This is a genomic window from Bacillus sp. EAC (assembly GCF_002156875.1).
Classification (GTDB): Bacteria; Bacillota; Bacilli; order Bacillales; family Bacillaceae_G; genus Gottfriedia.
Genome location: NZ_NCSY01000015.1, coordinates 1 through 23,076, shown reverse-complemented (window position 1 = coordinate 23,076; position 23,076 = coordinate 1). Strand labels below are relative to the sequence as shown.

The window sequence follows — 23,076 nt, the reverse complement described above, 5'->3', positions numbered from 1 at the left end:
TAGAAATTTATGAAAGGAGGTCAACTGAATGAACCGCCTAGTCGAGAAATATCAAAAAGAAATTACTCCTGCTCTAATGAGTAAGTTTAACTATAAATCAGTTATGGAAGTACCTAAAATTGAAAAGATCGTTATCAACATGGGTGTTGGTGAGGCTGTTTCTAACTCAAAAGCATTAGATACTGCTGTTGAAGAATTAACTTTAATCGCAGGTCAAAAACCTGTTGTTACTAAAGCTAAAAAATCAATCGCTCAATTCCGTCTTCGTGAAGGAATGCCTATCGGTGCTAAAGTTACATTACGTGGTGAGCGTATGTACGAATTCTTTGAGAAATTAGTATCTGTAACATTACCTCGTGTACGTGACTTCCGTGGAATCTCTAAAAAAGCATTCGATGGCCGTGGAAACTACACTTTAGGTGTTAAAGAACAATTAATCTTCCCAGAGATCGATTATGATAAAGTAAATAAAGTACGTGGTATGGACATCGTTATTGTAACTACTGCAAATACTGATGAAGAAGCTCGTGAAATGCTAACATTATTTGGAATGCCTTTTCAAAAATAATGAAAGCCAGCGCTAAAGAAGAGGAGGCGAAAACGTGGCTAAAAAATCAATGATTGCGAAACAAAAACGTGCTCAAAAATTTAAAGTACAAGAGTATACACGTTGCGAACGTTGCGGACGTCCACACTCAGTATTACGTAAATTTAAACTTTGCCGTATTTGTTTCCGTGAACTTGCTTATAAAGGACAAATCCCTGGCGTTAAAAAAGCTAGTTGGTAATTCAATAGATATTAGGAAGGAGGTTATCTGAACATGGTCATGACAGATCCTATTGCAGATATGCTTACTCGCATTCGTAATGCGAACATGGTACGTCACGAGAAATTAGAATTCCCAGGTTCTAACCTAAAGAAAGAAGTTGCTGAAATTCTAAAACGTGAAGGTTTTATCCGTGACGTTGAGTACATTGAAGACGAAAAACAAGGTATCATCCGTATTTTCTTAAAATATGGTGTGAACAACGAACGTGTTATCACTGGATTAAAAAGAATCTCTAAGCCTGGCTTACGTGTTTACGCTAAAGCTGATGAAGTACCACGTGTACTTAATGGTTTAGGTGTTGCAATTCTTTCAACTTCAAAAGGTGTAATGACAGATAAAGAAGCTCGCCAAGCTAAAACTGGTGGCGAAATCTTAGCATACGTTTGGTAATAAACGACAGAGAGAATGGAGGTGTAGTGAATGTCTCGTGTTGGTAAAAAAGAACTTGTAATTCCTGCAGGAGTTACTCTTACTAATAACAACAATACTATTACAGTAAAAGGACCTAAAGGCGAGTTAACTCGTACTTTTAGTTCTGATATGCAAATCGAATTAAACGAGAACGTATTAACAGTTGTACGTCCAACTGATAACAAAGAGCACCGTGCTCTTCATGGTACAACTCGTGCCCTTTTAGGGAACATGGTTGAAGGTGTAACTAATGGTTATACTCGTAACCTTGAACTAGTTGGGGTAGGTTACCGTGCTACTAAAACAGGTGACAAACTTGTTCTTAGCGTTGGTTATTCTCACCCAGTTGAAATCACTCCTGAAAATGGTGTTGAAATCGAAGTACCTTCAAATACTAAAATCAGTATCAAAGGTATCGACAAAGAACGTGTAGGTGCACTTGCTGCTTACATTCGTCAAGTACGTCCACCAGAGCCTTATAAAGGTAAAGGTATTCGTTACGAAGGCGAAATGGTTCGTCGTAAAGAAGGTAAAACTGCGAAGTAATCTAACTAGATAAGAGAAAGGAGTGACCAAGATGATCTTTAAGGCTGATAAAAATGCAGTACGTAAAAAGAGACATGCTCGTGTTCGTACTAAATTATCTGGTACTCAAGAACGTCCACGTTTAAACGTTTATCGTTCAAACAACCATATCTATGCTCAAATCATTGATGATGTTAATGGTGTAACATTAGCAAGTGCATCAACTTTAGATAAAGAATTAACTTTAAATGGTACTGGTAATATCGATGCAGCAAAATTAGTTGGTGGTTTAGTTGCTAAACGCGCTACTGATAAAGGTGTTACTGAAGTTGTATTCGACCGCGGTGGTTACTTATATCATGGTCGCGTAAAAGCTTTAGCTGAAGCTGCTCGTGAAGCTGGTTTACAATTTTAATAAAAGAAGGAGGGACATACATGCGTCGCATTGATCCTAATAAATTAGAGCTTGAAGAACGCCTAGTTACGATCAACCGTGTTGCAAAGGTTGTAAAAGGTGGTCGTCGTTTCCGTTTTGCAGCATTAGTTGTCGTTGGTGACAAAAACGGTCATGTAGGTTTTGGTACTGGTAAAGCTCAAGAAGTACCTGATGCAATCCGTAAAGCTGTTGAAGATGCTAAGAAAAATCTAATTAATGTACCAATCGTTGGAACTACAATTCCTCACGTAATTACAGGTCGTTTTGGAGCTGGTGAAGTATTCTTAAAACCTGCTTCTGCCGGTACTGGAGTTATCGCAGGAGGTCCTGTTCGTGCGGTATTAGAACTTGCTGGAGTACATGATATCTTATCTAAATCTCTTGGTTCTAACACACCAGTAAACATTGTACGTGCTACAATCGAAGGTTTAAGTAACCTTAAACGTGCGGATGAAGTTGCAAAATTACGCGGTAAATCTGTAGAAGAATTACTAGGTTAATAAGGAGGGATAACGATGGCTAAAAAGTTAGAAATTACCCTTACTCGTAGTGTTATTGGTCGTAAACAAGATCAAATCGCAACAGTTCGTGCTTTAGGTATTACTAAAACGAATCAAACTGTTGTAAAAGAAGATAACGCTGCAATGCGTGGGATGATTAACAAAGTTTCTCACCTTGTAACTGTAAAAGAAATTTAATGAAACATGAATAAGTAAGGAGGTGCCCTAATGAAACTTCATGAATTAAAACCTACAGAAGGTTCTCGTAAAGTATCGAAACGTATCGGTCGTGGTATCGGTTCTGGTACTGGTAAGACTGCTGGTAAAGGTCATAAAGGACAAAACGCTCGTTCAGGTGGCGGTGTTCGTCTTGGATTTGAAGGTGGTCAAACTCCTTTATTCCGTCGTTTACCAAAACGTGGTTTCACTAACATCAACCGTAAAGAATACGCAATTGTTAATGTTGAAACGTTAAACCGCTTCGAAAACGGAACTGAAGTAACTCCTGAGTTACTGATTGAATCTGGTATAGTTCGTAAAGAATTAGCTGGTATTAAAATTTTAGGTAAAGGTAAGTTAGAAGTTAAACTTACAGTAAAAGCTCATAAGTTCTCATCTACTGCAGTAGAGGCAATCGAAGCAGCTGGTGGAAAAACTGAGGTGATCTAATAATGTTCCGGACAATCTCCAACTTTATGCGCGTTGCAGATATTAGAAGAAAGATTTTCTTCACGTTATTAATGTTAATTGTATTTCGTATTGGAACGTTTATACCTGTTCCAAGCGTCAACGCTGATGTACTTGCTTCTCAAGATAGCTCACTGAGCGTCTTTGGAGTGTTAAATACATTCGGTGGAGGAGCCCTTAAACAGTTCTCGATTTTTGCAATGGGTATAATGCCTTACATTACTGCTTCAATCATAATTCAGTTACTTCAAATGGACGTTGTTCCAAAATTAACTGAATGGTCGAAGCAAGGTGAGATTGGTAGACGTAAATTAACTCAACTGACTAGATATATCACAATTATTCTTGGTTTTATTGAAGCAATTGGTTTGTCGATCAGTATGAACAACGTTACTGGCGGAATGTTAATTGAAAATCCAGGTTGGTCAACCTATCTATATATAGCAACTGTACTAACAGCTGGTACAGCTTTCTTATTGTGGTTAGGTGAGCAGATTACCGCTAAAGGTGTTGGGAACGGAATTTCAATCATCATCTTTGGTGGTATCGTTGCTGCTGTACCTAATACGATTTCACAAGTCTATCAGCAACAATTTAAAGGTGCTGGAGATGCGCTATTTTTAAACATTGTTAAAGTTGGTTTAGTGGCATTGGTTTTACTATTAGTTATTGTTGCTGTAATTTACATTCAACAAGCTACTCGTAAAATTCCAATCCAGTATGCGAAACGTAGCAATGGTAACGGGAATAGCTATGTCGGAGGACAATCAACTCACTTGCCATTAAAAGTAAATGGTGCTGGGGTTATTCCGGTAATCTTCGCTGTTTCATTTTTAATCACTCCATCAACAATTGCATCGTTCCTACCAAGTAACAATGTAACTGATTGGATTAAAACGCATTTTACGTATAATAATCCATGGGGAATGGCATTTTATTTAGTTTTAATTATTGCTTTCTCATATTTTTATACTTTTGTTCAGGCTAATCCTGAGCAAATGGCTGAAAATTTACAGAAGCAAGGTGGCTACATCCCAGGTATTCGCCCAGGTAAGAGCACACAAGAATATATAATCAAAGTCTTATATCGCTTAACGTTTGTGGGATCAATTTTCTTAGCTTTCATTGCATTATTACCAATTGCTTTTGGTAAAATTGCAAACTTACCTCCTTCAGCTCAAATTGGAGGAACAAGTTTACTAATCGTTGTCGGCGTAGCATTAGAAACAATGAAGCAATTAGAAAGTCAGCTTGTAAAGAGAAACTACAAAGGCTTTATAAAATAACGAGCGTTAGGGAAGTAAAAAATTTCCCTCTTGCTCACCTAATTTTGAGGAGGATCAACCATGAATTTAATATTAATGGGACTTCCTGGTGCAGGCAAAGGCACACAAGCTGAGAAAATAGTAGAGAAATACGATATTCCTCATATTTCTACCGGTGATATGTTCCGTGCAGCTATTAAAGAAGGTACAGAACTAGGTCTTAAAGCAAAATCGTTTATGGATCAAGGTCATCTTGTTCCTGATGAAGTAACAATTGGAATTGTACGTGAACGATTAGCTAAAGATGATTGCCAAAACGGTTTTTTATTGGATGGCTTTCCTAGAACAGTTGCGCAGGCTGAAGCACTAGAAGAGACACTGAAATTAATGAATCGTAAATTAGACTTCGTGTTAAACATTCATGTAGACCAACAGCTATTAATTGATCGTTTAACAGGACGTCGTATTTGCAAAGAGTGTGGAGCGACTTATCACTTAATTTTCAATCCACCTGCCGAAGAAGGTATCTGCTCTAAATGTGGTGGAGAACTTTATCAGCGTGCAGATGATAATGAAGAAACAGTTGCAAACCGCCTTGAAGTAAATGTCAAACAAACTCAACCTTTACTTGATTTTTACAATAACCTTGGTTATGTTAAAACAATTGAAGGTGACCAAGAGATTAGCAAGGTTTTTGAAGACATTGATAATCTTTTAAAAGAGTTAGTTTAATAAACGAACGAGATGATCGTCGTTTCATGGGTATGACGTTTTGTCGTTTCGTCAAAACTTATACTGTAATGAATGCTAAACATAGCTTCGCTTGGAACGATTGATATTAAATAAGATATACTTGTACAATTTTGGTGATAGGTTAATTCCTATACTACTAAAGGCAAGATTTTCTTACTTAGTAGGCCAATAAATCTCCAACATATCAGAGCACTTTGGCTTAATGTTCCTATGCGTATGTTTGCCTAAAAGCAAGCTACTGATTTGAAGAAAGGAGAATGCCCTAATGGCGAAAGATGATGTAATTGAAATTGAAGGTACCGTTACGGAAACACTTCCGAATGCGATGTTCAAAGTTGAATTAGAAAATGGTCATGTTGTTCTAGCACACGTTTCTGGTAAAATTCGTATGAACTTCATTCGTATTCTTCCAGGTGACAAAGTAACTGTTGAACTATCTCCATATGATTTAACTCGTGGGCGTATTACGTACCGCTTTAAATAATAAATATGCACTCCGTAATCTACAAGGAGGTTGAAATCATGAAAGTGAGACCATCAGTAAAGCCAATCTGTGAGAAATGTAAAGTTATTCGCAGACGTGGTAAAGTAATGGTAATTTGTGAAAATCCAAAACATAAACAAAAACAAGGTTAATAAAGAAGGAGGTGCACCTAAATGGCTCGTATTGCTGGTGTAGATATTCCTCGCGAAAAACGCGTGGTTATTTCTTTAACTTATGTATTCGGTATCGGTCGTCCAACTTCTGAAAAAATCTTAGCTGAAGCTGGTATTTCAGAAGACACTCGTGTACGTGATTTAACGGAAGAAGAATTAGGTAAAATTCGTGAATTAGTTGACAAGTTAAAAGTTGAAGGAGATCTTCGTCGTGAAGTTTCTTTAAACATTAAACGTCTTATCGAAATCGGTTCATATCGTGGTATCCGCCACCGTCGTAACTTACCTGTTCGTGGTCAAAACACTAAAAACAATGCTCGTACTCGTAAAGGCCCACGCCGTACGGTAGCGAACAAGAAGAAATAATAAATATTAAGTAAAGGAGGGTATTCAACATGGCACGTAAAACAAATGTACGTAAACGTCGTGTGAAAAAGAATATTGAAGCTGGTACAGCTCATATTCGTTCAACTTTCAATAACACAATCGTAACAATTACTGATGTTCATGGTAACGCAATTTCTTGGTCAAGTGCTGGATCATTAGGTTTCAGAGGTTCTCGTAAATCTACACCTTTTGCTGCACAAATGGCTGCTGAAACTGCTGCTAAAGCATCTATGGAACATGGTTTAAAAACTCTTGACGTAACGGTTAAAGGTCCTGGCGCTGGTCGTGAGGCTGCTATCCGTGCTCTTCAAGCTGCTGGTCTTGAAGTAACTGCTATCAGAGACGTTACTCCAGTTCCACATAACGGATGCCGTCCACCAAAACGTCGTCGTGTATAATTTGTCTGTATAAATTTTCAAAAATTGTCTATAATGGATTATGATATATGTTTGGCAAATATTAACAGACATCTCTTGTTGTGCACAATTAGGAACTGCCTAATGGGGACTTTCGGTTAGCAATTCGTCTAACCGAGGGTTTCGACGTTTTGAAGGAGGGTTTATAAAATGATTGAAATCGAAAAGCCGAAAATCGAAACGGTTGAGATCAGTGACGATTCCAAGTACGGTAAATTCGTTATTGAACCACTTGAGCGTGGATATGGTACAACGCTAGGTAACTCCTTACGTCGTATCCTTTTATCCTCACTTCCTGGTGCCGCTGTAACTGCTATCCAAATTGATGGTGTGTTACATGAGTTTTCTACAGTTGAAGGAGTTGTAGAAGACGTTACAACAATTATTCTTAATGTTAAAAAGCTTGCTCTTAAGATTTATTCTGAGGAAGACAAAACATTAGAAATTGATGTACGCGGTGAAGGGCCGATTACTGCAGCTGATATTACGCATGATAGCGATGTTGAAGTTCTGAATCCAGATCTTCATATTGCGACTCTAGCTAAAGATGCTCATCTTCGTATCCGTCTAATTGCTAGACGTGGTCGTGGATACATCCCTGCAGATGGTAATAAAAGAGAGGATCAAGCAATAGGTGTTATTCCTATCGACTCGATTTATACTCCAGTGTCTCGTGTCACATACCAAGTAGAAAATACACGTGTGGGACAGGTTTCAAATTTCGATAAGTTAACACTTGATGTTTGGACTGATGGAAGCATTGGACCTAAAGATGCAATTGCTCTTGGTTCAAAAATTCTAACTGAACACTTAAACATTTTTGTAGGTTTAACTGACGAAGCAAAGAATGCTGAAATCATGGTCGAAAAAGAAGAAGATCAAAAAGATAAAGTTCTTGAAATGACGATTGAAGAACTTGATCTTTCTGTTCGTTCATATAACTGCTTAAAGCGAGCTGGTATTAATACAGTACAAGAACTTGCTAATAAGACAGAAGAAGACATGATGAAAGTACGTAACTTAGGTCGTAAGTCTTTAGAAGAAGTGAAACACAAGTTAGAAGAATTAGGTTTAGGCCTACGTAAAGAAGACTGACTGTTGCTTTGATAAAGGGAGAGGCGTTCTCTTCATCTAGTCTATATGACCCAATTTTGATACTACCTACAAAGGAGGGAACTAGAAATGGGATACAGAAAATTAGGACGTACTAGTTCACAACGTAAAGCTATGCTACGTGATTTAACTACTGACTTAATCATCAACGAGCGTATTCAAACTACTGAAACTCGTGCGAAAGAATTACGTTCTGTAGTTGAAAAAATGATTACTTTAGGTAAACGTGGAGACTTACACGCTCGTCGTCTAGCTGCTGCTTACATCCGTAATGAAGTTGCTAACGCTGAGACTGGTCAAGACGCATTACAAAAATTATTCGCTGACATTGCTCCTCGTTACACTGAGCGCCAAGGTGGATACACTCGTATCGCTAAAATTGGTCCTCGTCGTGGAGACGCAGCACCAATGGTTGTTATCGAATTAGTTTAATATTCGTTACTAAAGGGCTCGACGTTTATTGTAAACATGTCGTTGCCCTTTTTTTATATTTACTTTTAGACTATTATATATCTATAAACAATCAAGAATTATAGGTGAAATGATGAGAAAAGATAGTATTAAAGTAGATAATATATCCTTTAAATATCCAAACGCACAAACAAATGCAGTTCACACCGTATCTTTTGATATAAAAGAAAACGAATGGATTGCTATAGTGGGGCGAAATGGTTCAGGAAAATCAACTTTAGCAAAGCTTTTAAATGGATTGATTCTTCCTGAAGAAGGCCAAATCGAAATTGACAATGAAGTAATCCTTTCTGAAGAAACGATATGGGAAGTGCGAAAAAAGATAGCGATGGTTTTCCAAAATCCCGATAATCAATTTGTAGGAACAACGGTAATTGATGATATCGCTTTTGGTCTTGAGAACCATGGGATTGAAAAAGAAGAAATGGATCGTAGAGTACAAGAAGTTTTAAATATTGTTAATATGAATGAGTTTAAATTACATGAACCTCATTCTCTTTCTGGTGGACAAAAACAGAGAGTGGCTATTGCAGGTGCTCTTGCAATCCAGCCAAGTATCTTAATACTTGATGAAGCTACGTCAATGTTAGATCCTTTTGGTAGGAAAGAAGTAATTGAAACAATCCGAAATTTACATAAAGATATTAATATGACAGTAATATCAATTACACATGATATTGAAGAAGCAATACATGCCGATCGAATATTGATTATGCATGATGGTCATCTAATTCAAAGTGTAACACCTAAGGAGCTTCTTACAACGGAATATTCTCTAGAATCGCTTGGATTAGCGTCTCCTTTTACAAATAACCTTTCAAAGCTTCTCATAGAAAAGGGTTTACCCTTGAAGCAGGACCATTTAGAGCAAGAAAGCTTGGTGAACGAATTATGCAAATTACTTTCGAAAAAGTAGGATATACATATCAGCCAAATACACCATTTTCATATCGTGCCTTACATGATATTGATGTAACGATACCAGAAGGCTCTTATTATGCTGTAATTGGTCACACAGGCTCAGGTAAATCAACTTTTCTACAACATTTAAATGGCCTCTTACAACCAACTGAAGGAATCGCAAAAATTGATGATATTACGCTTGTATCGGATAAAAAGAATAAGAAGTTAAAAACTTTAAGAAAAAAAGTAGGATTAGTCTTTCAGTTTCCTGAGCAACAATTATTTGAAGAAACAGTAGAAAAAGATATTTGTTTTGGGCCAATGAATTTTGGCGTTTCTGAAGAAGAAGCAACAAAACGAGCAAAAGTTTTAATTGAACAAGTAGGATTAACTGAGGAATACCTTATGAAATCACCATTTGAATTAAGTGGTGGGCAAATGAGACGGGTTGCTATAGCAGGGGTATTGGCAATGGAGCCTGAAGTTCTAGTTTTGGATGAACCTACTGCTGGACTTGATCCTAGTGGACAGAAAGCTTTAATGGATATGTTTTATCAACTTCATAAAGAAAAGGGCTTAACGATCATTCTAGTAACACACAGTATGGAAGACGCTGCAAGATACGCAGATACGATTCATGTACTTCAAAAAGGAACAACTTACCTTAAAGGAAGTCCTTTAGAAGTATTTTCATATGAGAAGGAATTAGAAGCGATTGGATTGCAAATTCCACTATCCTTAAAATTTCATCAAGAATTACTACAAAAATTAGGTAGAAAAGAAAAAGCTACTAGTTTAACACTCGAACAACTCGCAGAAACTATCGCGAGACTTTACAATGGGGAAACAATATGAATGGTTTAATAATAGGCAAATATATACCGATTGAGTCGCTTATCCATCGTTTAGATGCGAGGGCGAAACTTTTAACGATGTTTTTATTTATCTTTATCGTTTTTTTTGCAAATAATCTAGTGACATATAGCATATTATTTCTCTTTGTAATTGTAACGGTTCTATTATCTAAAGTTCCTCTCAATTATTATTTTAATGGATTGAAAACGGTGTGGTGGCTAGTATTATTTACATTTATTTTGCATGTTTTTACAAATAAGGAAGGTCCATTACTATACCAATTTGGATGGGTGGAAATTCACAAAGAAGGAATTGTACAAGGTATTTTTATTTCAATACGATTTTTCCTTCTAGTATCAATTACGACACTTTTAACACTCACAACAAACCCGATTGAAATAACTGATGGGTTAGAATCACTTTTTCATCCCTTTAAGAAACTCGGCTTACCTGTTCATGAAATGGCACTTATGATGTCAATTTCATTACGCTTTATACCTACTCTAATGGAGGAAACAGAGAAAATAATGAAAGCTCAATCGTCTAGAGGAGTCGATTTTTCATCTGGCCCTTTAAAAGAAAGATTAAAGGCTATTGTTTCATTATTAGTTCCATTATTTATACACTCCTTTAAACGAGCAGAGGACTTAGCTATTGCGATGGAAGCAAGAGGGTACCAAGGAGGAGAAGGAAGAACAAAGTTTCGAATTATGAATTGGAAACTTCGTGATACACTATGTCTTATCATTTTACTTATACTATTTTTATTATTATTGTTTTTACGTAAATAATGGAGAATTGAAATGAATCGAATTAAATGTATAATTGCATATGATGGTACACTTTTTAATGGTTACCAAGTTCAGCCGAATCAACGTACTGTACAAACAGATATTGAGAACGTTCTAACAAGAATGCATAAAGGAAAACCAATCCGAATACATGCTTCGGGAAGAACAGATACTGGTGTACATGCTGTCGGACAAGTTATTCATTTTGATAGTGAATATAACCTTGAAGCAGAACAATGGAAGAAGGCTTTAAATGCTCAATTGCCAAAAGATATCTATATAAAATCTGTTGAACTAGTTGAACCGGATTTTCATGCTCGATTTGATGTTGTTCAAAAAGAATACCGTTATGTAATATGGAATGAAAAAGATGAAGATGTGTTTTCAAGAAGTCAGCATTATTTCTTTCCATTTGAGTTAAATATTGAGAAAATGCAAGAAGCACTTCAATTACTAATGGGTACTCACGATTTTAGTTCTTTTTGTGCATCAAATACAGATATAAAGGACAAAGTTCGTACGATTTATAAAGGAACCATCACCAAAGAAAATAATGGTATTGTTATCGCTCTTGTAGGAAATGGATTCCTATATAATATGGTACGAATAATTGTGGGCACTTTGATTGAAGTTGGCCAAGGAAAACGTGAAATTTTAAGTTTGAAAAATGCTCTAACTGCCCGTGATCGAGGCACTGCTGGAAAGACTGCACCGGCCAATGGCTTGTTTTTATGGAAAGTAGATTATAACAACTAATCCTGGTGTAACATTTGCTTGACATTAGAAGGTAGATTGTTTAATATTAAATACGGTATTGTTTTAAGAACCACGATTAGCCCCGGAACCAATCGTGTTAAGATAAACAATAAAAACAATTTTACTTTATGTATATTGTATTAGGAGGAAAATAGAATGCGCACAACTTATATGGCAAAAGCTAGCGAAGTTGAACGTAAGTGGTTCGTTGTAGACGCTGAAGGTAAAACATTAGGTCGTCTTGCAACTGAAGTAGCTACTTTACTTCGTGGTAAACACAAACCAACTTTCACACCACACGTTGATTCAGGTGATAACGTAATCATCATCAACGCTGAGAAGGTTGAATTAACAGGAAATAAATTAAACAACAAAATTTACTACCGTCACACAATGTATGCTGGTGGTTTAAAAGAGCGTACTGCTTTAGAAATGCGTACTAACTACCCAGTTAAAATGCTTGAATTAGCTGTTAAAGGTATGCTTCCAAAAGGACGTCTTGGACGTGCTCAAGTTAAAAAATTACACGTGTATGCTGGTAACGAGCATCCACACCAAGCACAAAAACCAGAAGTTTACGAACTTCGCGGATAATAATAAAAGGAGGGCATTCACATGGCACAAGTACAATACTATGGCACAGGACGTCGTAAAAGCTCAGTAGCTCGTGTACGTTTAGTTCCTGGCGAAGGACGCGTTATCATTAACGGTCGTGATTTTGAAGATTACATCCCATTCGCTGCATTAAGAGAAGTTGTTAAACAACCACTTGTTGCAACTGAAACTTTAGGTAGCTATGATATTCTAGTAAACGTTAACGGCGGTGGATACACTGGTCAAGCTGGTGCAATTCGTCACGGTATCTCTAGAGCATTATTACAAGTTGATCCTGAATACCGCGGAACTTTAAAACGCGCTGGATTATTAACTCGTGATGCACGTATGAAAGAGCGTAAAAAATACGGTCTTAAAGGTGCACGTAGAGCTCCTCAGTTCTCAAAACGTTAATTTATATACGTTCAAAACTCCTTTCCACTTTGTGGGGAGGAGTTTTTTTGTTTAGGAAACATGTTTTTTTAATATGAAACTTACTGCATAATTTCCTGAGCAGATGTATAATACAAATGTCGTATATGAAACTGCTTAGATTATAATTTTCCTCATACTGACTTCAAAAGGTATGGCGGAGTATTATGCGCATCGTTCATTATTATGCTGGCAACAATAGGTTTAATGAGGCTCCTTTTTAAGGAAGTCACATTAATCACAAGTATTAACTTTAGATCTGTTCTGTGGCCGGTGTAGTAGGGAATTCATCTTCAGCTATCTCAATAGCGGAATTGGAAAGCGAATTTGATAAAGACAAAGCGCAACAGTACATGGATTTTTTAAAAGAATGTAAAGTTGCGTAAGAGATAGGAGAAAAATGAAATGACAGCTACTGAAAAGAAAGTAAACATACGAATTGAAAAAGATTTTTTAGGGGAAAAAGAGTTACCCGTAGATGCTTATTACGGTATACAAACTTTACGTGCTGTTGAGAACTTTCCTATTACAGGATATAAAATACACGAGGAACTAATTAAAAGCTTGGCAATTGTAAAGAAAGCGGCAGCACTTGCAAATATGGAAACAAAGCGCTTGTATGAAGGAAATGCCATGGCAATTGCGCGTGCCGCTCAAGAAATCATTGATGGAAAATGGCATGACCAGTTCATAGTCGACCCAATTCAAGGTGGAGCAGGGACATCAATGAACATGAATGCAAATGAAGTTATCGCTAATCGTGCGCTTGAGTTAATTGGTAAAGAAAGAGGGGACTATTTCTGTATAAGTCCTAACAGTCATGTGAATATGTCGCAGTCAACAAATGATGCATTCCCTACTGCTATTCACATTGCAACGTTAAATATGTTAGAAAAATTATTGAATACAATGGAAAATATGTATGGTGTTTTCGAGACGAAAGCAAAAGAATTTGATCATGTGATCAAAATGGGGCGAACTCACTTACAGGATGCTGTTCCGATTCGTTTAGGTCAAGAGTTTAAAGCTTACTCTCGTGTGCTTTCTCGAGACATTAAGCGTATTAAACAATCTCGCCAGCACTTATATGAAGTAAATATGGGTGCGACTGCCGTGGGAACTGGCTTGAACGCTGATCCTCGCTACATCGAACTTGTAGTCAAGCATCTTGCTGACATTAGTGGTTTATCACTTGTTGGTGCTGAGGACCTTATTGATGCAACTCAAAACACAGATGCGTACACGGAAGTGTCAGCTTCACTTAAAGTTTGTATGATGAATATGTCTAAGATAGCCAATGATTTACGTTTAATGGCTTCTGGACCTCGTGCGGGACTTGGTGAGATTACATTGCCTGCACGCCAACCTGGTTCTTCTATTATGCCTGGTAAGGTTAATCCTGTTATGGCTGAAGTTATTAATCAAGTGGCATTCCAAGTAATTGGAAACGATCATACAATTTGCCTAGCATCTGAAGCTGGACAGCTAGAACTAAATGTTATGGAGCCTGTACTCGTATTTAATTTACTTCAATCAATCAACATTATGAATAATGCATTCCGTGCATTTACAGATTACTGCTTAAAGGGTATCGAAGCAAATGAAGAAAGAATGAAGGAATATGTTGAAAAAAGCGCTGGTATTATTACAGCTGTTAATCCGCATATAGGCTATGAGGTTGCAGCAAGAATTGCGAGAGAAGCAATTTTAACAGGTCAGCCAATTCGCGAATTATGCTTAAAATATGACGTATTATCAGAAGAAGAGCTTGATTTAATTTTGGATCCTTATGAAATGACTCACCCTGGAATTGCTGGTGCAGTTCTTTTAGAAAGACAATAAGTTGTTCATGTTAAGCAAAAAATTGTCGTAGAAGCCAGTTCTTGCTTAAATGTGCCTCAAGTAGAGCTCTTTCGTTCTAAAAAATTAATTTTGTTTAAAAGACTCTCAACCATTTTTGGTTGGGAGTCTTTTTGGATTGCACGAAGAGGAACGAATAATATGATATTCATTTTCATATTATTTATAATGAAAATTAAAATTTTTTAATAAATTAACAAGATATAAATACTTAATATTTAAGCCTCTTAACTTCTCACTTATTTTATTATGTTGGGAGTGATCTCAGTTGGGTTTGATTGAAAGGATATTTGGTAAAAAGAATATCCAGGATACTTCGCAAAAAATTGAGTTACTTAACGATGCGGGAGATGGTCTTTTTACTCTTGGAGAAAAATTATTTAGAAGTGATGTTATTCGAGCTTGTATTAGACCAAAAGCTAGAGCGATTGGAAAACTTATACCAAAGCATATAAGAGAAAACCTAACTGAATGCAAAATTAATCCAGATCCATGGATTCGAATGCTATTTAATGAACCTAATCAATTCATGTCAGGTCAAATGCTTCAAGAAAAACTCACCACGCAATTAGAGCTAAATAATAATGCTTTCGCCTATATAAAACGAAATGAATATGGTTATCCAATAGAAATTTATCCGATTCCGTGTACAAAAGTAGAGGTGCTTGAAAGTAAGCAAGGAGAAATATTATTAAAATTTACTTTTAGAACCGGTAAAGTAGTTACTCTACCTTATGAAGACATTATCCATTTAAGGCAAGATTTTAATGATAATGATATTTTTGGAGACAGTCCTTACAAAGCTTTATTGCCACTTCTAGAAATGATTGATGTAGTTGATGACAGTGTGATTGAAAAGACGAATAGTAACAACTTAATAAAGTGGCTATTAAATTTTAATGAAGTACTTGATCAAGAAGAAATGGAAAAAAATGCAGATGATTTTGTTACTAATTATATGAAATATACTGGTGAAGGGGTTAAAGTAGGATTATCACAGCCTTCTTATGACTTAGAACAAGTAGATTCGGATAGTTATGTTCCGGAAGAAGAGCGATCGATTGAAGCAATTAACCGCATATATAGTTTTTTTAATACAAATGAGAAAATCGTCAGAAGTACTTATAATGAAGAGGAGTGGAATACGTATTACGAAGGTGTAATCGATCCGCTTGCAATCCAGTTAGGAAATGAATATACGAGGAAATTCTTTAACAGAAGAGATAGAAGTAATGGGAATCGTATTGTATTTGAAACATCCAATCTGGAGTTCGCTTCGTTAACCACGAAATTAAATCTTTCAGCAATGGTTGACCGTGGTTCATTAACACCGAATGAATGGCGAACAATCATGGCACTTGGACCTATTATTCAAGGGAATACGCCTATTCGAAAAATAGACACTGAACCAATTGATCAGAAACAAAAAGATAGAGAATGGGAGTTAGAACGTGAGCGAGAAAAGAAGCGAGAAGAAGAAAGAGAGAAGCGTATGGAAGAGTGTAAGGCAGAAAGAGAGAGGTTTAGGCAAGAATGTAAGGAGGAAAGAGAGAGATGTAGGGAAGAATGTAAGGAATTCTGTAAGGAAGTCTGGAAGCTTCCTGAGAAAGAGGAAAAAGAAAAATGAGTTCAATATTGTATAAGAAAGGCTGTTAACAGTACTTTGTTAATGGTCTTTTTTATTAGTGAAAAAGTCCAAAATTAAACTGTTCCTTCAAATCAAGATTCTTGTCCAAACAAAATTGTCCAAGTATTCATAAACTAAGTAATGTAATGTACTAAAAGAAATGATGGAGTTGTTTATATGAATAAGGATGCAGTAATTACGCTTTTAGGTAGCTCTGGAGGAGTAGCCAAGGCGGTACTTTCAATTTTTAATAAGGTGATCCAAGATCAAGATGACCCTATACATCATGTATTAATAAAAACGCGTTTCCATTTAATTGATATAAAACAAAAGGAACTTTCTTATTTTGAAAGCTTTTTACCTCAATTAATTGATCGTATAACTTTTCACGAGATGAATCTTAATGACCTTAAATTATTTAAGAATCATCTTGAACAAACGAATACAGAATTAGTAATCGATGTCTCGAGGGCAGATTCAGTTGAAATCTTAAGCTGCTGTAATGAATATGGGATAAAGTATATCAGTACTGCCTTAGAAAGTTCTCTATCGGACGAAGCTGAGGGTCTTAATGATGGCTTTCTTTTGAAAGAACGGTTGAGAGTATATGAAGAAAATAAAAATACATTTAAAAACACCTCTGCCATTATTGGATCAGGAATGAATCCAGGTATTGTACAATGGATGGCAATCGATTTAATGAATCAATTCCCCTTTGAAAACCCTCTAGCATGTTATATCGTTGAGCACGATAATTCTTTTTATGAAAACCCTACACTCGCTCAAAAAAATACTGTCTATACAACTTGGTCACCTGACTGTTTTCTTGAAGAAGCAGTTACAAGCTATCCTATGTTTGTAAAAGAAAATATCCCTATCTTTTTGTATAATGACGTTTATTCAGTAGAATTTAAAGTTACATTAGGTAAAAAAATATTTTACGGTTGTCTTATGCCCCATGAAGAAGTTTTTATAATAGGGAGATTATTTAATCTTGAGAGCGGGTTTCTGTATCGAGTAAACGACCATACGACAAATTTGATTCGAAATCATTTGAACAACAGTGCAGAAATATTGGATTTTGATAAAAAGCTTTTAGATCCCTCAACAGCTCCTCTAATCGGTGAAGATTTAGTTGGTGTTTTATTAGTTTATCCTGATAAAGAAAGATTTGTTTATAATGTCATGAACAATCAAGATGCTTATGCTGAATATGGAACAAATGCTACTTATCTCCAGGTGGCATGTGGAGTATACGCTGGTGTTGCTAGCTTACTTTTAGATTCCATTGATAATGGAGCGTATTTTGTAGATGAGTTACTTTTAAATACAAATAGTCAATATGGTACGTATTTAAAAAGCCATATGCCGCATTTTATATATGGAGAGAATGCAAAAAGTGATGGAACACTGCTACAAAGAATGAAACCATATAATCAAAATTAATCGGTCACAGTCAATTAGATGAATAATTTAATTGGCTTTTATTTATTTACATATCTAAGTTTAGTAAGAAAATTATTATTTTTTTATGGAAGAAATTAAGTTTGTAGTTTTTGAATGAACCGAGGCCTTTCGTCTTAGACTATGGCTACGGGGAGGTTTCAAAATGAATGTTATTATGAATTTCCGAGAAAAAAGAAGAGAAAAACAAATTACCTTTGAAAAATGTTTACTTAAAGAGCTTAAAATAATGCACTTAAGATCACAATTAAAGGAATCCTTTTCCTATTGTATAGAAGCTGAAGGCCAGCAAAGAAAAGCGAGAGAAGATTATTGTCTTGAGTTAGCGGTAGAAACGTATTTACTCGGTGCAAGATATAGTCGATTTGGATTTTATGGCGAAACAATTGATGATGTTAAAAATCGATCTGCAAAAGAGGCAGAATGGTTAGTATACCTTTTTTACTCATCTGTCTTTGGTCGAAAGGATGATATACAAACTGAACCGTTTAATCAATGTAAATCCTTTTTACAAAATTGGTGGTTAGACGGATATGTAAAAGGTGAAAGAAGACATAGACTTCGCTTATCAAAGTAAGTCATATTCTCTCTAGTTGTCCCATATATTTTATATAGGACAATCAGGGGGAGAAAAAATGAAAAGATGGCAATTAATTGTTATTATTATCACTTTTGTTTGTTTGATTTTGTGCGTACCTTTATTACAAAAAACATCAAAGACATGGAAATTAAAAGGGTTACCATTAGATGGAAAAGTAATCGTATTAGATGCTGGACATGGTGGTCCTGATGGTGGGGCTTCGGGTGGAGATGTCATCGAAAAAATAGTCGCACTATCTATTACAAATAAGTTAAGGGATTATTTGCAAGAGCAAGGTGCTACTGTCATTATGACAAGAGATGGTGACTATGATTTAGCTGAAGATGGTATGAAGGGTTATAGTAGACGGAAAAGTGTTGATTTAAGAAAAAGGGTAGAAATGATTAATAATTCAAATGCTGATTTGTATTTATCAATACATTTAAACTCTTTGCCAGGTACTTCTTCTAAAGGTGCACAAACATTTTACTATGGTTCATTAATTGAAAATGAACGGTTTGCGAAATATGTCCAAGCAGAACTTCGCGAAAGTTTAAACAATACACATCGTTTAGCAAAAACAATCAATCATGTTTATTTAATGAAATATTCAAAAGTTCCAGGTGCGTTAGTGGAAGTTGGTTTTTTATCTAATTATGAAGAAAGCCAACAATTGAGAGAAGAAGAGTATCAAGATCAGCTCGCTGCAGCTATTTATAGAGGGGTCATACGGTACTATACAGACAAAAATGAACCGCCGAATTAATCGGTGGTTTTCATTTTGAGAATTAAATAATGTTACTTAGGACTATCTAAGTTTCATGTGTTATACTATTTAGTATATTAAGATAACGAGGTGTGAATATGCTTACTAACGAACAAGTATTATCACTTTTAGGAACGATCAACGAACCTTTTTTAAATAAATCATTAGCTGAAGTTAACTCAGTTAAAGAAATTTCAATAAAAGAAGAAAAAAGACATGTAAGTGTTAAAATTGCTTTGTTAAAAACTGGTTCAGCTGAACAGATGCAAATTCAAACACAAATCGTTCAACTATTAAAACAAAATGGCGCTGAAACAGTTGGTATTCGTTTCACTGAATTTACTGAAGAAGAGAAAAGTCAGTTCAATCAGAACGAAGAAGGGCAAGATGTATCTGGTCTTTCACTACTAGACAATAAAAAAGTTCAATTCCTAGCGATTGCAAGTGGTAAAGGTGGAGTTGGTAAATCAACTGTATCTGTAAACCTTGCTGTTTCGTTAGCTAGATTAGGTAAAAAAGTTGGGATAATTGACGCAGATATTTATGGATTTAGTGTACCTGATATGATGGGGATCGAAACAAGACCTGTAATTCGAGGAGAACGTATTATTCCTGTAGAACGATTTGGCGTGAAAGTTATTTCAATGGGATTCTTTGTAGAAGATAACTCACCAATCATTTGGAGAGGTCCAATGCTTGGAAAAATGCTACAACAGTTTTTTACTGAAGTTGAATGGGGAGATCTAGACTATTTATTACTTGATCTACCACCTGGAACTGGAGATGTAGCATTAGATGTACATAGCATGCTGCCTTCGTGTAAAGAAATTATTGTTACTACACCTCATCCCACTGCATCAATTGTGGCTGCGAGAGCGGGCGTAATGGCATTAAAAACAAACCATGAAATAATTGGTGTTGTAGAAAACATGAGTTATTTCGAAAGTGAAAAAACTGGTGAAAAAGAGTATGTGTTTGGAAAAGGCGGAGGAGAAAGGCTTGCTAAAGAGCTTCAAACAACTCTTTTAGGTCAATTACCATTAAAGCAACCTGACTGGGATGAAGCGGACTTTGCACCATCAATCTATGATAAAGACCATCCGACAGGTAAAATTTATACTACGATCGCAAAACAAGTAGTAGAAAAAATTGCCCTAAATAAATAAGTCTAATCAATACCCTTTCTATTTGTTAAGCATGTTTTTTATGATAGTATTGGTTATGGATTGTTCATTAACCAATATAAAACATGACAACGATTCAAAGGGTATTTTTATTTTGTTTAAAAAGCGACTGGGAAGTTAATAAACAATTTATATATGGCATTTTTAGATTAAGTGTAATGCGAATAATGCTTTGTGGATATGGGGGAGCAGAAATAGAATGACGAGTCGGAAATGGGTTCGATTATTTTTAACAACATTACTTGTTGGAGCAATTAGTACAATTATCACGGGTATTCTTTACGGCTATAAGGAGTATTTTAATTACTTACAAGATAGTCACTTCACTAAGTTACTTATTGAAGTATCGTTTTTGTTTATTTTAGGACTAGTTTTTAGTGCTGTAAGTCAAATGGGATTTTTCGCTTATTTAACCATTCATAGATTTGGATTGGGATTTTTCAAATCCAGCCAATTATGGAATACAGTCCAAATTGTTTTAATATTATTTTCACTATTTGATTTAGCATATCTCCGTTTTGTTAAATTTGGCGAAGGTAAATCATTTGTAGGTTATCTAATATTTCCACTTGTTTTAATCGTGTGTAGTCTCGTTGTTGCATATATAAAAAGTAAAGAAACGAATAAAGGTGCTTTTATTCCCGCGTTATTTTTTATGATCGTAGTAACAATTGTTGAATGGTTCCCTGCATTAAGACAAAATGATCTTTCATGGTTAATATTAATGCTAGTACCATTATTTGTTTGTAATACGTATCAATTAATAACATTACACAGAACGTTAAAAAGCTAAGAGGAAATTCTCTTAGCTTTTTTTATTAGGAGTTTTTGTAAATTTTATTTTCTATAAAAATTGAGATTTGAAAATTTCCACTTTAGAATGCTGTTTTTTTAAGGGGCGGGTGGAGAGTCTCAATCTCGTAAAATCGACTGGGCTCAATTATCCCACATCTCCAGTTTCAATCACTCTTTTTATTGAATGCTTGATCTAGCAATACCTTTTTAAAAACAACAATCTCTTTAGAAAAAACAATAGTCTATATTTAATTAACAATTTTTGTGCTTGTCTTTGTATTTGAAATCATTTCTGACACGGAAACATTCTTATATCCTTTACTCTTTAAATAGGACCAAATTAAAGGGATGGCTTTTGGTGTTTGCAATGCTGAGTCACTAGCATGAAGTAAAATAATGTCACCTGGGTCAGTATCTTTTTTTACCTTTTTAAATATTTGATTCGTCCCTGGATTTCGCCAGTCTTCTGTATTGACGCTCCAATGTATAACTGAAAGATTATTTCTAGATGCTAAATTTATAACATCTTTATTATATTCACCATTAGGCGGTCTAAATAATTTAACGTTTTTTACCCCTAATCGTTTAAATACTTCTGCTGAATTATTTAAATCTCGTTGCATCTCTGTTTGGGTTAATTGCGTGTAACTCTTATATCGATAACCTAGTGTCCCGATTTCATGACCTTGTTTGAGAATCGTTTCGACTATTTCTGGGTGTCGTTCTGCCCAAGAAGCGGATAAGAAGAACGTCGCGTTTTTAATTCCTTGATTTTGTAAGACATCTAATACTTTAACTACGTTTTCATCTCCCCAGCTAATATCGAAAGTTAGTGCCACATTGTTTCGAGAAACATCGCCCTTATAAATTGCCACTGGACCTTTATTTGTTGAAAATGTTGAGAACGTTTTAGGAGCTTGTATATAAACTAAGCAAGCTGTGAAAAATGCAATAATAGTAATTAATGATAATTGCTTTAGCTTTTTTTTAGAGGTGATATAAAAATAAAATAGCATTAGTCTCCCTTCTTTCTTGTCCAAGTTCTTATTTAAAGGATATGAGTTTTTACATGCTTGTATGCTTAAAACAAAATATAAAAAAATGTGTTTTGGCGATTGAAACCGAGTTTGTTCTAAGAGAGAAGACACTAAAAACGAAGGAGTATCATAATGTTTGGCATTCTTTTAGGTAAGGAACATGTATTAGAAATTGAATCACTTATCCTGAAGTCACTCAATGAATTAGAAAATGAATTGGCAACTGATAATTTAAATGGAAGATTAAAAACGGAGCTATTGAATAAAAGGACAATACTTAAAGAGGTTTATATAAGACTTCCTTTATAAAAAGCTTTGTTAAAGGTTAATCTAGATTTGTATCGGCGAGACCCCTGTAAAAAAACGGATTAGCTGAAACCAAAGAGTGAGGTATGAGCTAGGTGAATCAGTGGTTTATCCGTGGAAAGGGGAGAGGATTTTATCGAATATCAACTATGTTTTTATTTAATGTAAAAAAAAGTCGGAATTTATGTTGACTTTAACTTTCGATACGTGATATATTATTCTACGTCGTCAACGAGACAAACGAATTCTTTTCGAAAGAATAAAGTTTTGAAATTGTGTTGACAAGCTCTTATATGAAATGTTAATATAAGAAAGTCGCTTACGAGCGATGAGTGATCTTTGAAAACTAAACAAAACATGAAGTAAAACGTCAATTATTAGTTTTAGAGCAAAACAAGATTTAAACTTAACTATTATGGAGAGTTTGATCCTGGCTCAGGACGAACGCTGGCGGCGTGCCTAATACATGCAAGTCGAGCGGACTTGTAGGAGCTTGCTCCTGCAGGTTAGCGGCGGACGGGTGAGTAACACGTGGGCAACCTACCTATAAGACTGGGATAACTTCGGGAAACCGGAGCTAATACCGGATGACACAAAGGAACTCCTGTTCCTTTGTTGAAAGATGGCTTCGGCTATCACTTATAGATGGGCCCGCGGCGCATTAGCTAGTTGGTG

Annotated in this window: 31 protein-coding genes and 1 rRNA gene; 31 read left to right on the top strand and 1 reads right to left on the bottom strand. The window is 35.6% G+C overall.

Going from position 1 to position 23,076, the window contains the following annotated elements; genetic code table 11:
• Window positions 1-28: 28 nt before the first annotated feature.
• The 29 genes from rplE (at window position 29) to B7R65_RS19615 (ending at window position 21,056) form a co-directional block, all read left to right on the top strand.
• Window positions 29-568: a 50S ribosomal protein L5 gene (gene rplE / locus B7R65_RS19755; protein WP_088044550.1), complete on the top strand. Its 540-nt coding sequence runs from the start codon at window positions 29-31 to the stop codon at window positions 566-568.
• A 34-nt stretch (window positions 569-602) separates the two neighbouring features.
• Complete coding sequence (locus B7R65_RS19750) at window positions 603-788, top strand: type Z 30S ribosomal protein S14 (protein ID WP_056467450.1); 186 nt, start codon at window positions 603-605, stop codon at window positions 786-788.
• 33 nt (window positions 789-821) lie between these two features.
• Entirely contained in the window at window positions 822-1,220 is a 399-nt protein-coding gene (rpsH, locus tag B7R65_RS19745; RefSeq protein WP_088044549.1) for a 30S ribosomal protein S8, read from the top strand.
• A gap of 30 nt (window positions 1,221-1,250) precedes the next feature.
• Window positions 1,251-1,787 carry a 50S ribosomal protein L6 gene (gene rplF, locus B7R65_RS19740; protein WP_088044548.1) on the top strand — a complete coding sequence of 179 codons (537 nt, stop codon included), beginning with the start codon at window positions 1,251-1,253 and terminating at the stop codon, window positions 1,785-1,787.
• A gap of 31 nt (window positions 1,788-1,818) precedes the next feature.
• On the top strand, window positions 1,819-2,181 hold the full coding sequence (gene rplR / locus B7R65_RS19735; RefSeq protein ID WP_088044547.1) for a 50S ribosomal protein L18: 363 nt from the start codon (window positions 1,819-1,821) through the stop codon (window positions 2,179-2,181).
• 20 nt (window positions 2,182-2,201) lie between these two features.
• A complete protein-coding gene (gene rpsE, locus B7R65_RS19730; protein WP_088044546.1) occupies window positions 2,202-2,702 on the top strand; it encodes a 30S ribosomal protein S5 in 501 nt (166 codons plus the stop codon).
• Between the two features lie 15 nt (window positions 2,703-2,717).
• Window positions 2,718-2,900, top strand: a complete 183-nt coding sequence (rpmD, locus tag B7R65_RS19725; RefSeq protein ID WP_088044545.1) for a 50S ribosomal protein L30 — start codon at window positions 2,718-2,720, stop codon at window positions 2,898-2,900.
• A 30-nt stretch (window positions 2,901-2,930) separates the two neighbouring features.
• Entirely contained in the window at window positions 2,931-3,371 is a 441-nt protein-coding gene (gene rplO, locus B7R65_RS19720; RefSeq protein ID WP_088044544.1) for a 50S ribosomal protein L15, read from the top strand.
• Window positions 3,372-3,373: 2 nt separating this feature from the next.
• Window positions 3,374-4,675, top strand: coding sequence for a preprotein translocase subunit SecY (gene secY / locus B7R65_RS19715; RefSeq protein ID WP_088044543.1), 1,302 nt, complete (start codon window positions 3,374-3,376; stop codon window positions 4,673-4,675).
• A 60-nt stretch (window positions 4,676-4,735) separates the two neighbouring features.
• A complete protein-coding gene (locus B7R65_RS19710; RefSeq protein ID WP_088044542.1) occupies window positions 4,736-5,386 on the top strand; it encodes an adenylate kinase in 651 nt (216 codons plus the stop codon).
• Between the two features lie 286 nt (window positions 5,387-5,672).
• Window positions 5,673-5,891 (top strand): translation initiation factor IF-1, encoded by a 219-nt coding sequence (infA, locus tag B7R65_RS19705; RefSeq protein WP_056467475.1) that lies wholly within the window; start codon window positions 5,673-5,675, stop codon window positions 5,889-5,891.
• 38 nt (window positions 5,892-5,929) lie between these two features.
• Window positions 5,930-6,043, top strand: coding sequence for a 50S ribosomal protein L36 (gene rpmJ / locus B7R65_RS19700; RefSeq protein ID WP_000868344.1), 114 nt, complete (start codon window positions 5,930-5,932; stop codon window positions 6,041-6,043).
• A 21-nt stretch (window positions 6,044-6,064) separates the two neighbouring features.
• Window positions 6,065-6,430: a 30S ribosomal protein S13 gene (gene rpsM, locus B7R65_RS19695; RefSeq protein ID WP_088044541.1), complete on the top strand. Its 366-nt coding sequence runs from the start codon at window positions 6,065-6,067 to the stop codon at window positions 6,428-6,430.
• Window positions 6,431-6,459: 29 nt separating this feature from the next.
• Entirely contained in the window at window positions 6,460-6,849 is a 390-nt protein-coding gene (gene rpsK / locus B7R65_RS19690) for a 30S ribosomal protein S11 (RefSeq protein WP_088044540.1), read from the top strand.
• 168 nt (window positions 6,850-7,017) lie between these two features.
• A complete protein-coding gene (locus B7R65_RS19685) occupies window positions 7,018-7,962 on the top strand; it encodes a DNA-directed RNA polymerase subunit alpha (protein WP_088044539.1) in 945 nt (314 codons plus the stop codon).
• Window positions 7,963-8,049: 87 nt separating this feature from the next.
• A complete protein-coding gene (gene rplQ / locus B7R65_RS19680) occupies window positions 8,050-8,412 on the top strand; it encodes a 50S ribosomal protein L17 (protein ID WP_088044538.1) in 363 nt (120 codons plus the stop codon).
• 112 nt (window positions 8,413-8,524) lie between these two features.
• Entirely contained in the window at window positions 8,525-9,367 is an 843-nt protein-coding gene (locus B7R65_RS19675; RefSeq protein ID WP_088044537.1) for an energy-coupling factor ABC transporter ATP-binding protein, read from the top strand.
• Window positions 9,343-10,209, top strand: coding sequence for an energy-coupling factor ABC transporter ATP-binding protein (locus B7R65_RS19670; protein WP_088044536.1), 867 nt, complete (start codon window positions 9,343-9,345; stop codon window positions 10,207-10,209). The genes B7R65_RS19675 and B7R65_RS19670 overlap by 25 nt, the downstream gene beginning before the upstream one ends.
• Window positions 10,206-11,000 (top strand): energy-coupling factor transporter transmembrane component T family protein, encoded by a 795-nt coding sequence (locus B7R65_RS19665; protein ID WP_088044535.1) that lies wholly within the window; start codon window positions 10,206-10,208, stop codon window positions 10,998-11,000. Before B7R65_RS19670 ends, B7R65_RS19665 begins: the two co-directional genes overlap by 4 nt.
• Before the next feature lie 12 nt (window positions 11,001-11,012).
• Window positions 11,013-11,756 carry a tRNA pseudouridine(38-40) synthase TruA gene (truA, locus tag B7R65_RS19660; protein WP_088044534.1) on the top strand — a complete coding sequence of 248 codons (744 nt, stop codon included), beginning with the start codon at window positions 11,013-11,015 and terminating at the stop codon, window positions 11,754-11,756.
• Between the two features lie 156 nt (window positions 11,757-11,912).
• Window positions 11,913-12,350 carry a 50S ribosomal protein L13 gene (rplM, locus tag B7R65_RS19655; RefSeq protein ID WP_088044533.1) on the top strand — a complete coding sequence of 146 codons (438 nt, stop codon included), beginning with the start codon at window positions 11,913-11,915 and terminating at the stop codon, window positions 12,348-12,350.
• A 21-nt stretch (window positions 12,351-12,371) separates the two neighbouring features.
• Window positions 12,372-12,764, top strand: a complete 393-nt coding sequence (gene rpsI / locus B7R65_RS19650; protein ID WP_056467505.1) for a 30S ribosomal protein S9 — start codon at window positions 12,372-12,374, stop codon at window positions 12,762-12,764.
• Window positions 12,765-13,187: 423 nt separating this feature from the next.
• A complete protein-coding gene (gene aspA / locus B7R65_RS19645; protein ID WP_088044532.1) occupies window positions 13,188-14,624 on the top strand; it encodes an aspartate ammonia-lyase in 1,437 nt (478 codons plus the stop codon).
• 286 nt (window positions 14,625-14,910) lie between these two features.
• Window positions 14,911-16,269, top strand: coding sequence for a phage portal protein (locus B7R65_RS19640; protein ID WP_088044531.1), 1,359 nt, complete (start codon window positions 14,911-14,913; stop codon window positions 16,267-16,269).
• Window positions 16,270-16,446: 177 nt separating this feature from the next.
• Complete coding sequence (locus B7R65_RS19635; RefSeq protein WP_088044530.1) at window positions 16,447-17,715, top strand: S-adenosylmethionine decarboxylase related protein; 1,269 nt, start codon at window positions 16,447-16,449, stop codon at window positions 17,713-17,715.
• A gap of 163 nt (window positions 17,716-17,878) precedes the next feature.
• Entirely contained in the window at window positions 17,879-18,310 is a 432-nt protein-coding gene (locus B7R65_RS19630; protein ID WP_088044529.1) for a DUF2521 family protein, read from the top strand.
• A 58-nt stretch (window positions 18,311-18,368) separates the two neighbouring features.
• On the top strand, window positions 18,369-19,079 hold the full coding sequence (gene cwlD, locus B7R65_RS19625; protein ID WP_088044528.1) for an N-acetylmuramoyl-L-alanine amidase CwlD: 711 nt from the start codon (window positions 18,369-18,371) through the stop codon (window positions 19,077-19,079).
• A gap of 98 nt (window positions 19,080-19,177) precedes the next feature.
• Window positions 19,178-20,245 carry an Mrp/NBP35 family ATP-binding protein gene (locus B7R65_RS19620; RefSeq protein ID WP_088044527.1) on the top strand — a complete coding sequence of 356 codons (1,068 nt, stop codon included), beginning with the start codon at window positions 19,178-19,180 and terminating at the stop codon, window positions 20,243-20,245.
• Window positions 20,246-20,462: 217 nt separating this feature from the next.
• Window positions 20,463-21,056, top strand: a complete 594-nt coding sequence (locus tag B7R65_RS19615) for a KinB-signaling pathway activation protein (protein ID WP_088044526.1) — start codon at window positions 20,463-20,465, stop codon at window positions 21,054-21,056.
• A gap of 250 nt (window positions 21,057-21,306) precedes the next feature.
• Here B7R65_RS19615 and pdaB read toward each other — a convergent pair whose 3' ends face one another.
• Complete coding sequence (gene pdaB / locus B7R65_RS19610) at window positions 21,307-22,074, bottom strand: polysaccharide deacetylase family sporulation protein PdaB (RefSeq protein ID WP_088044525.1); 768 nt, start codon at window positions 22,072-22,074, stop codon at window positions 21,307-21,309.
• A gap of 153 nt (window positions 22,075-22,227) precedes the next feature.
• Here pdaB and B7R65_RS21440 point away from each other — a divergent pair, with 153 nt between their 5' ends.
• Window positions 22,228-22,404, top strand: a complete 177-nt coding sequence (locus B7R65_RS21440) for a hypothetical protein (RefSeq protein ID WP_179194937.1) — start codon at window positions 22,228-22,230, stop codon at window positions 22,402-22,404.
• Between the two features lie 409 nt (window positions 22,405-22,813).
• Window positions 22,814-23,076: ribosomal RNA gene (locus B7R65_RS19605) — 16S ribosomal RNA — on the top strand; the annotation flags it as partial.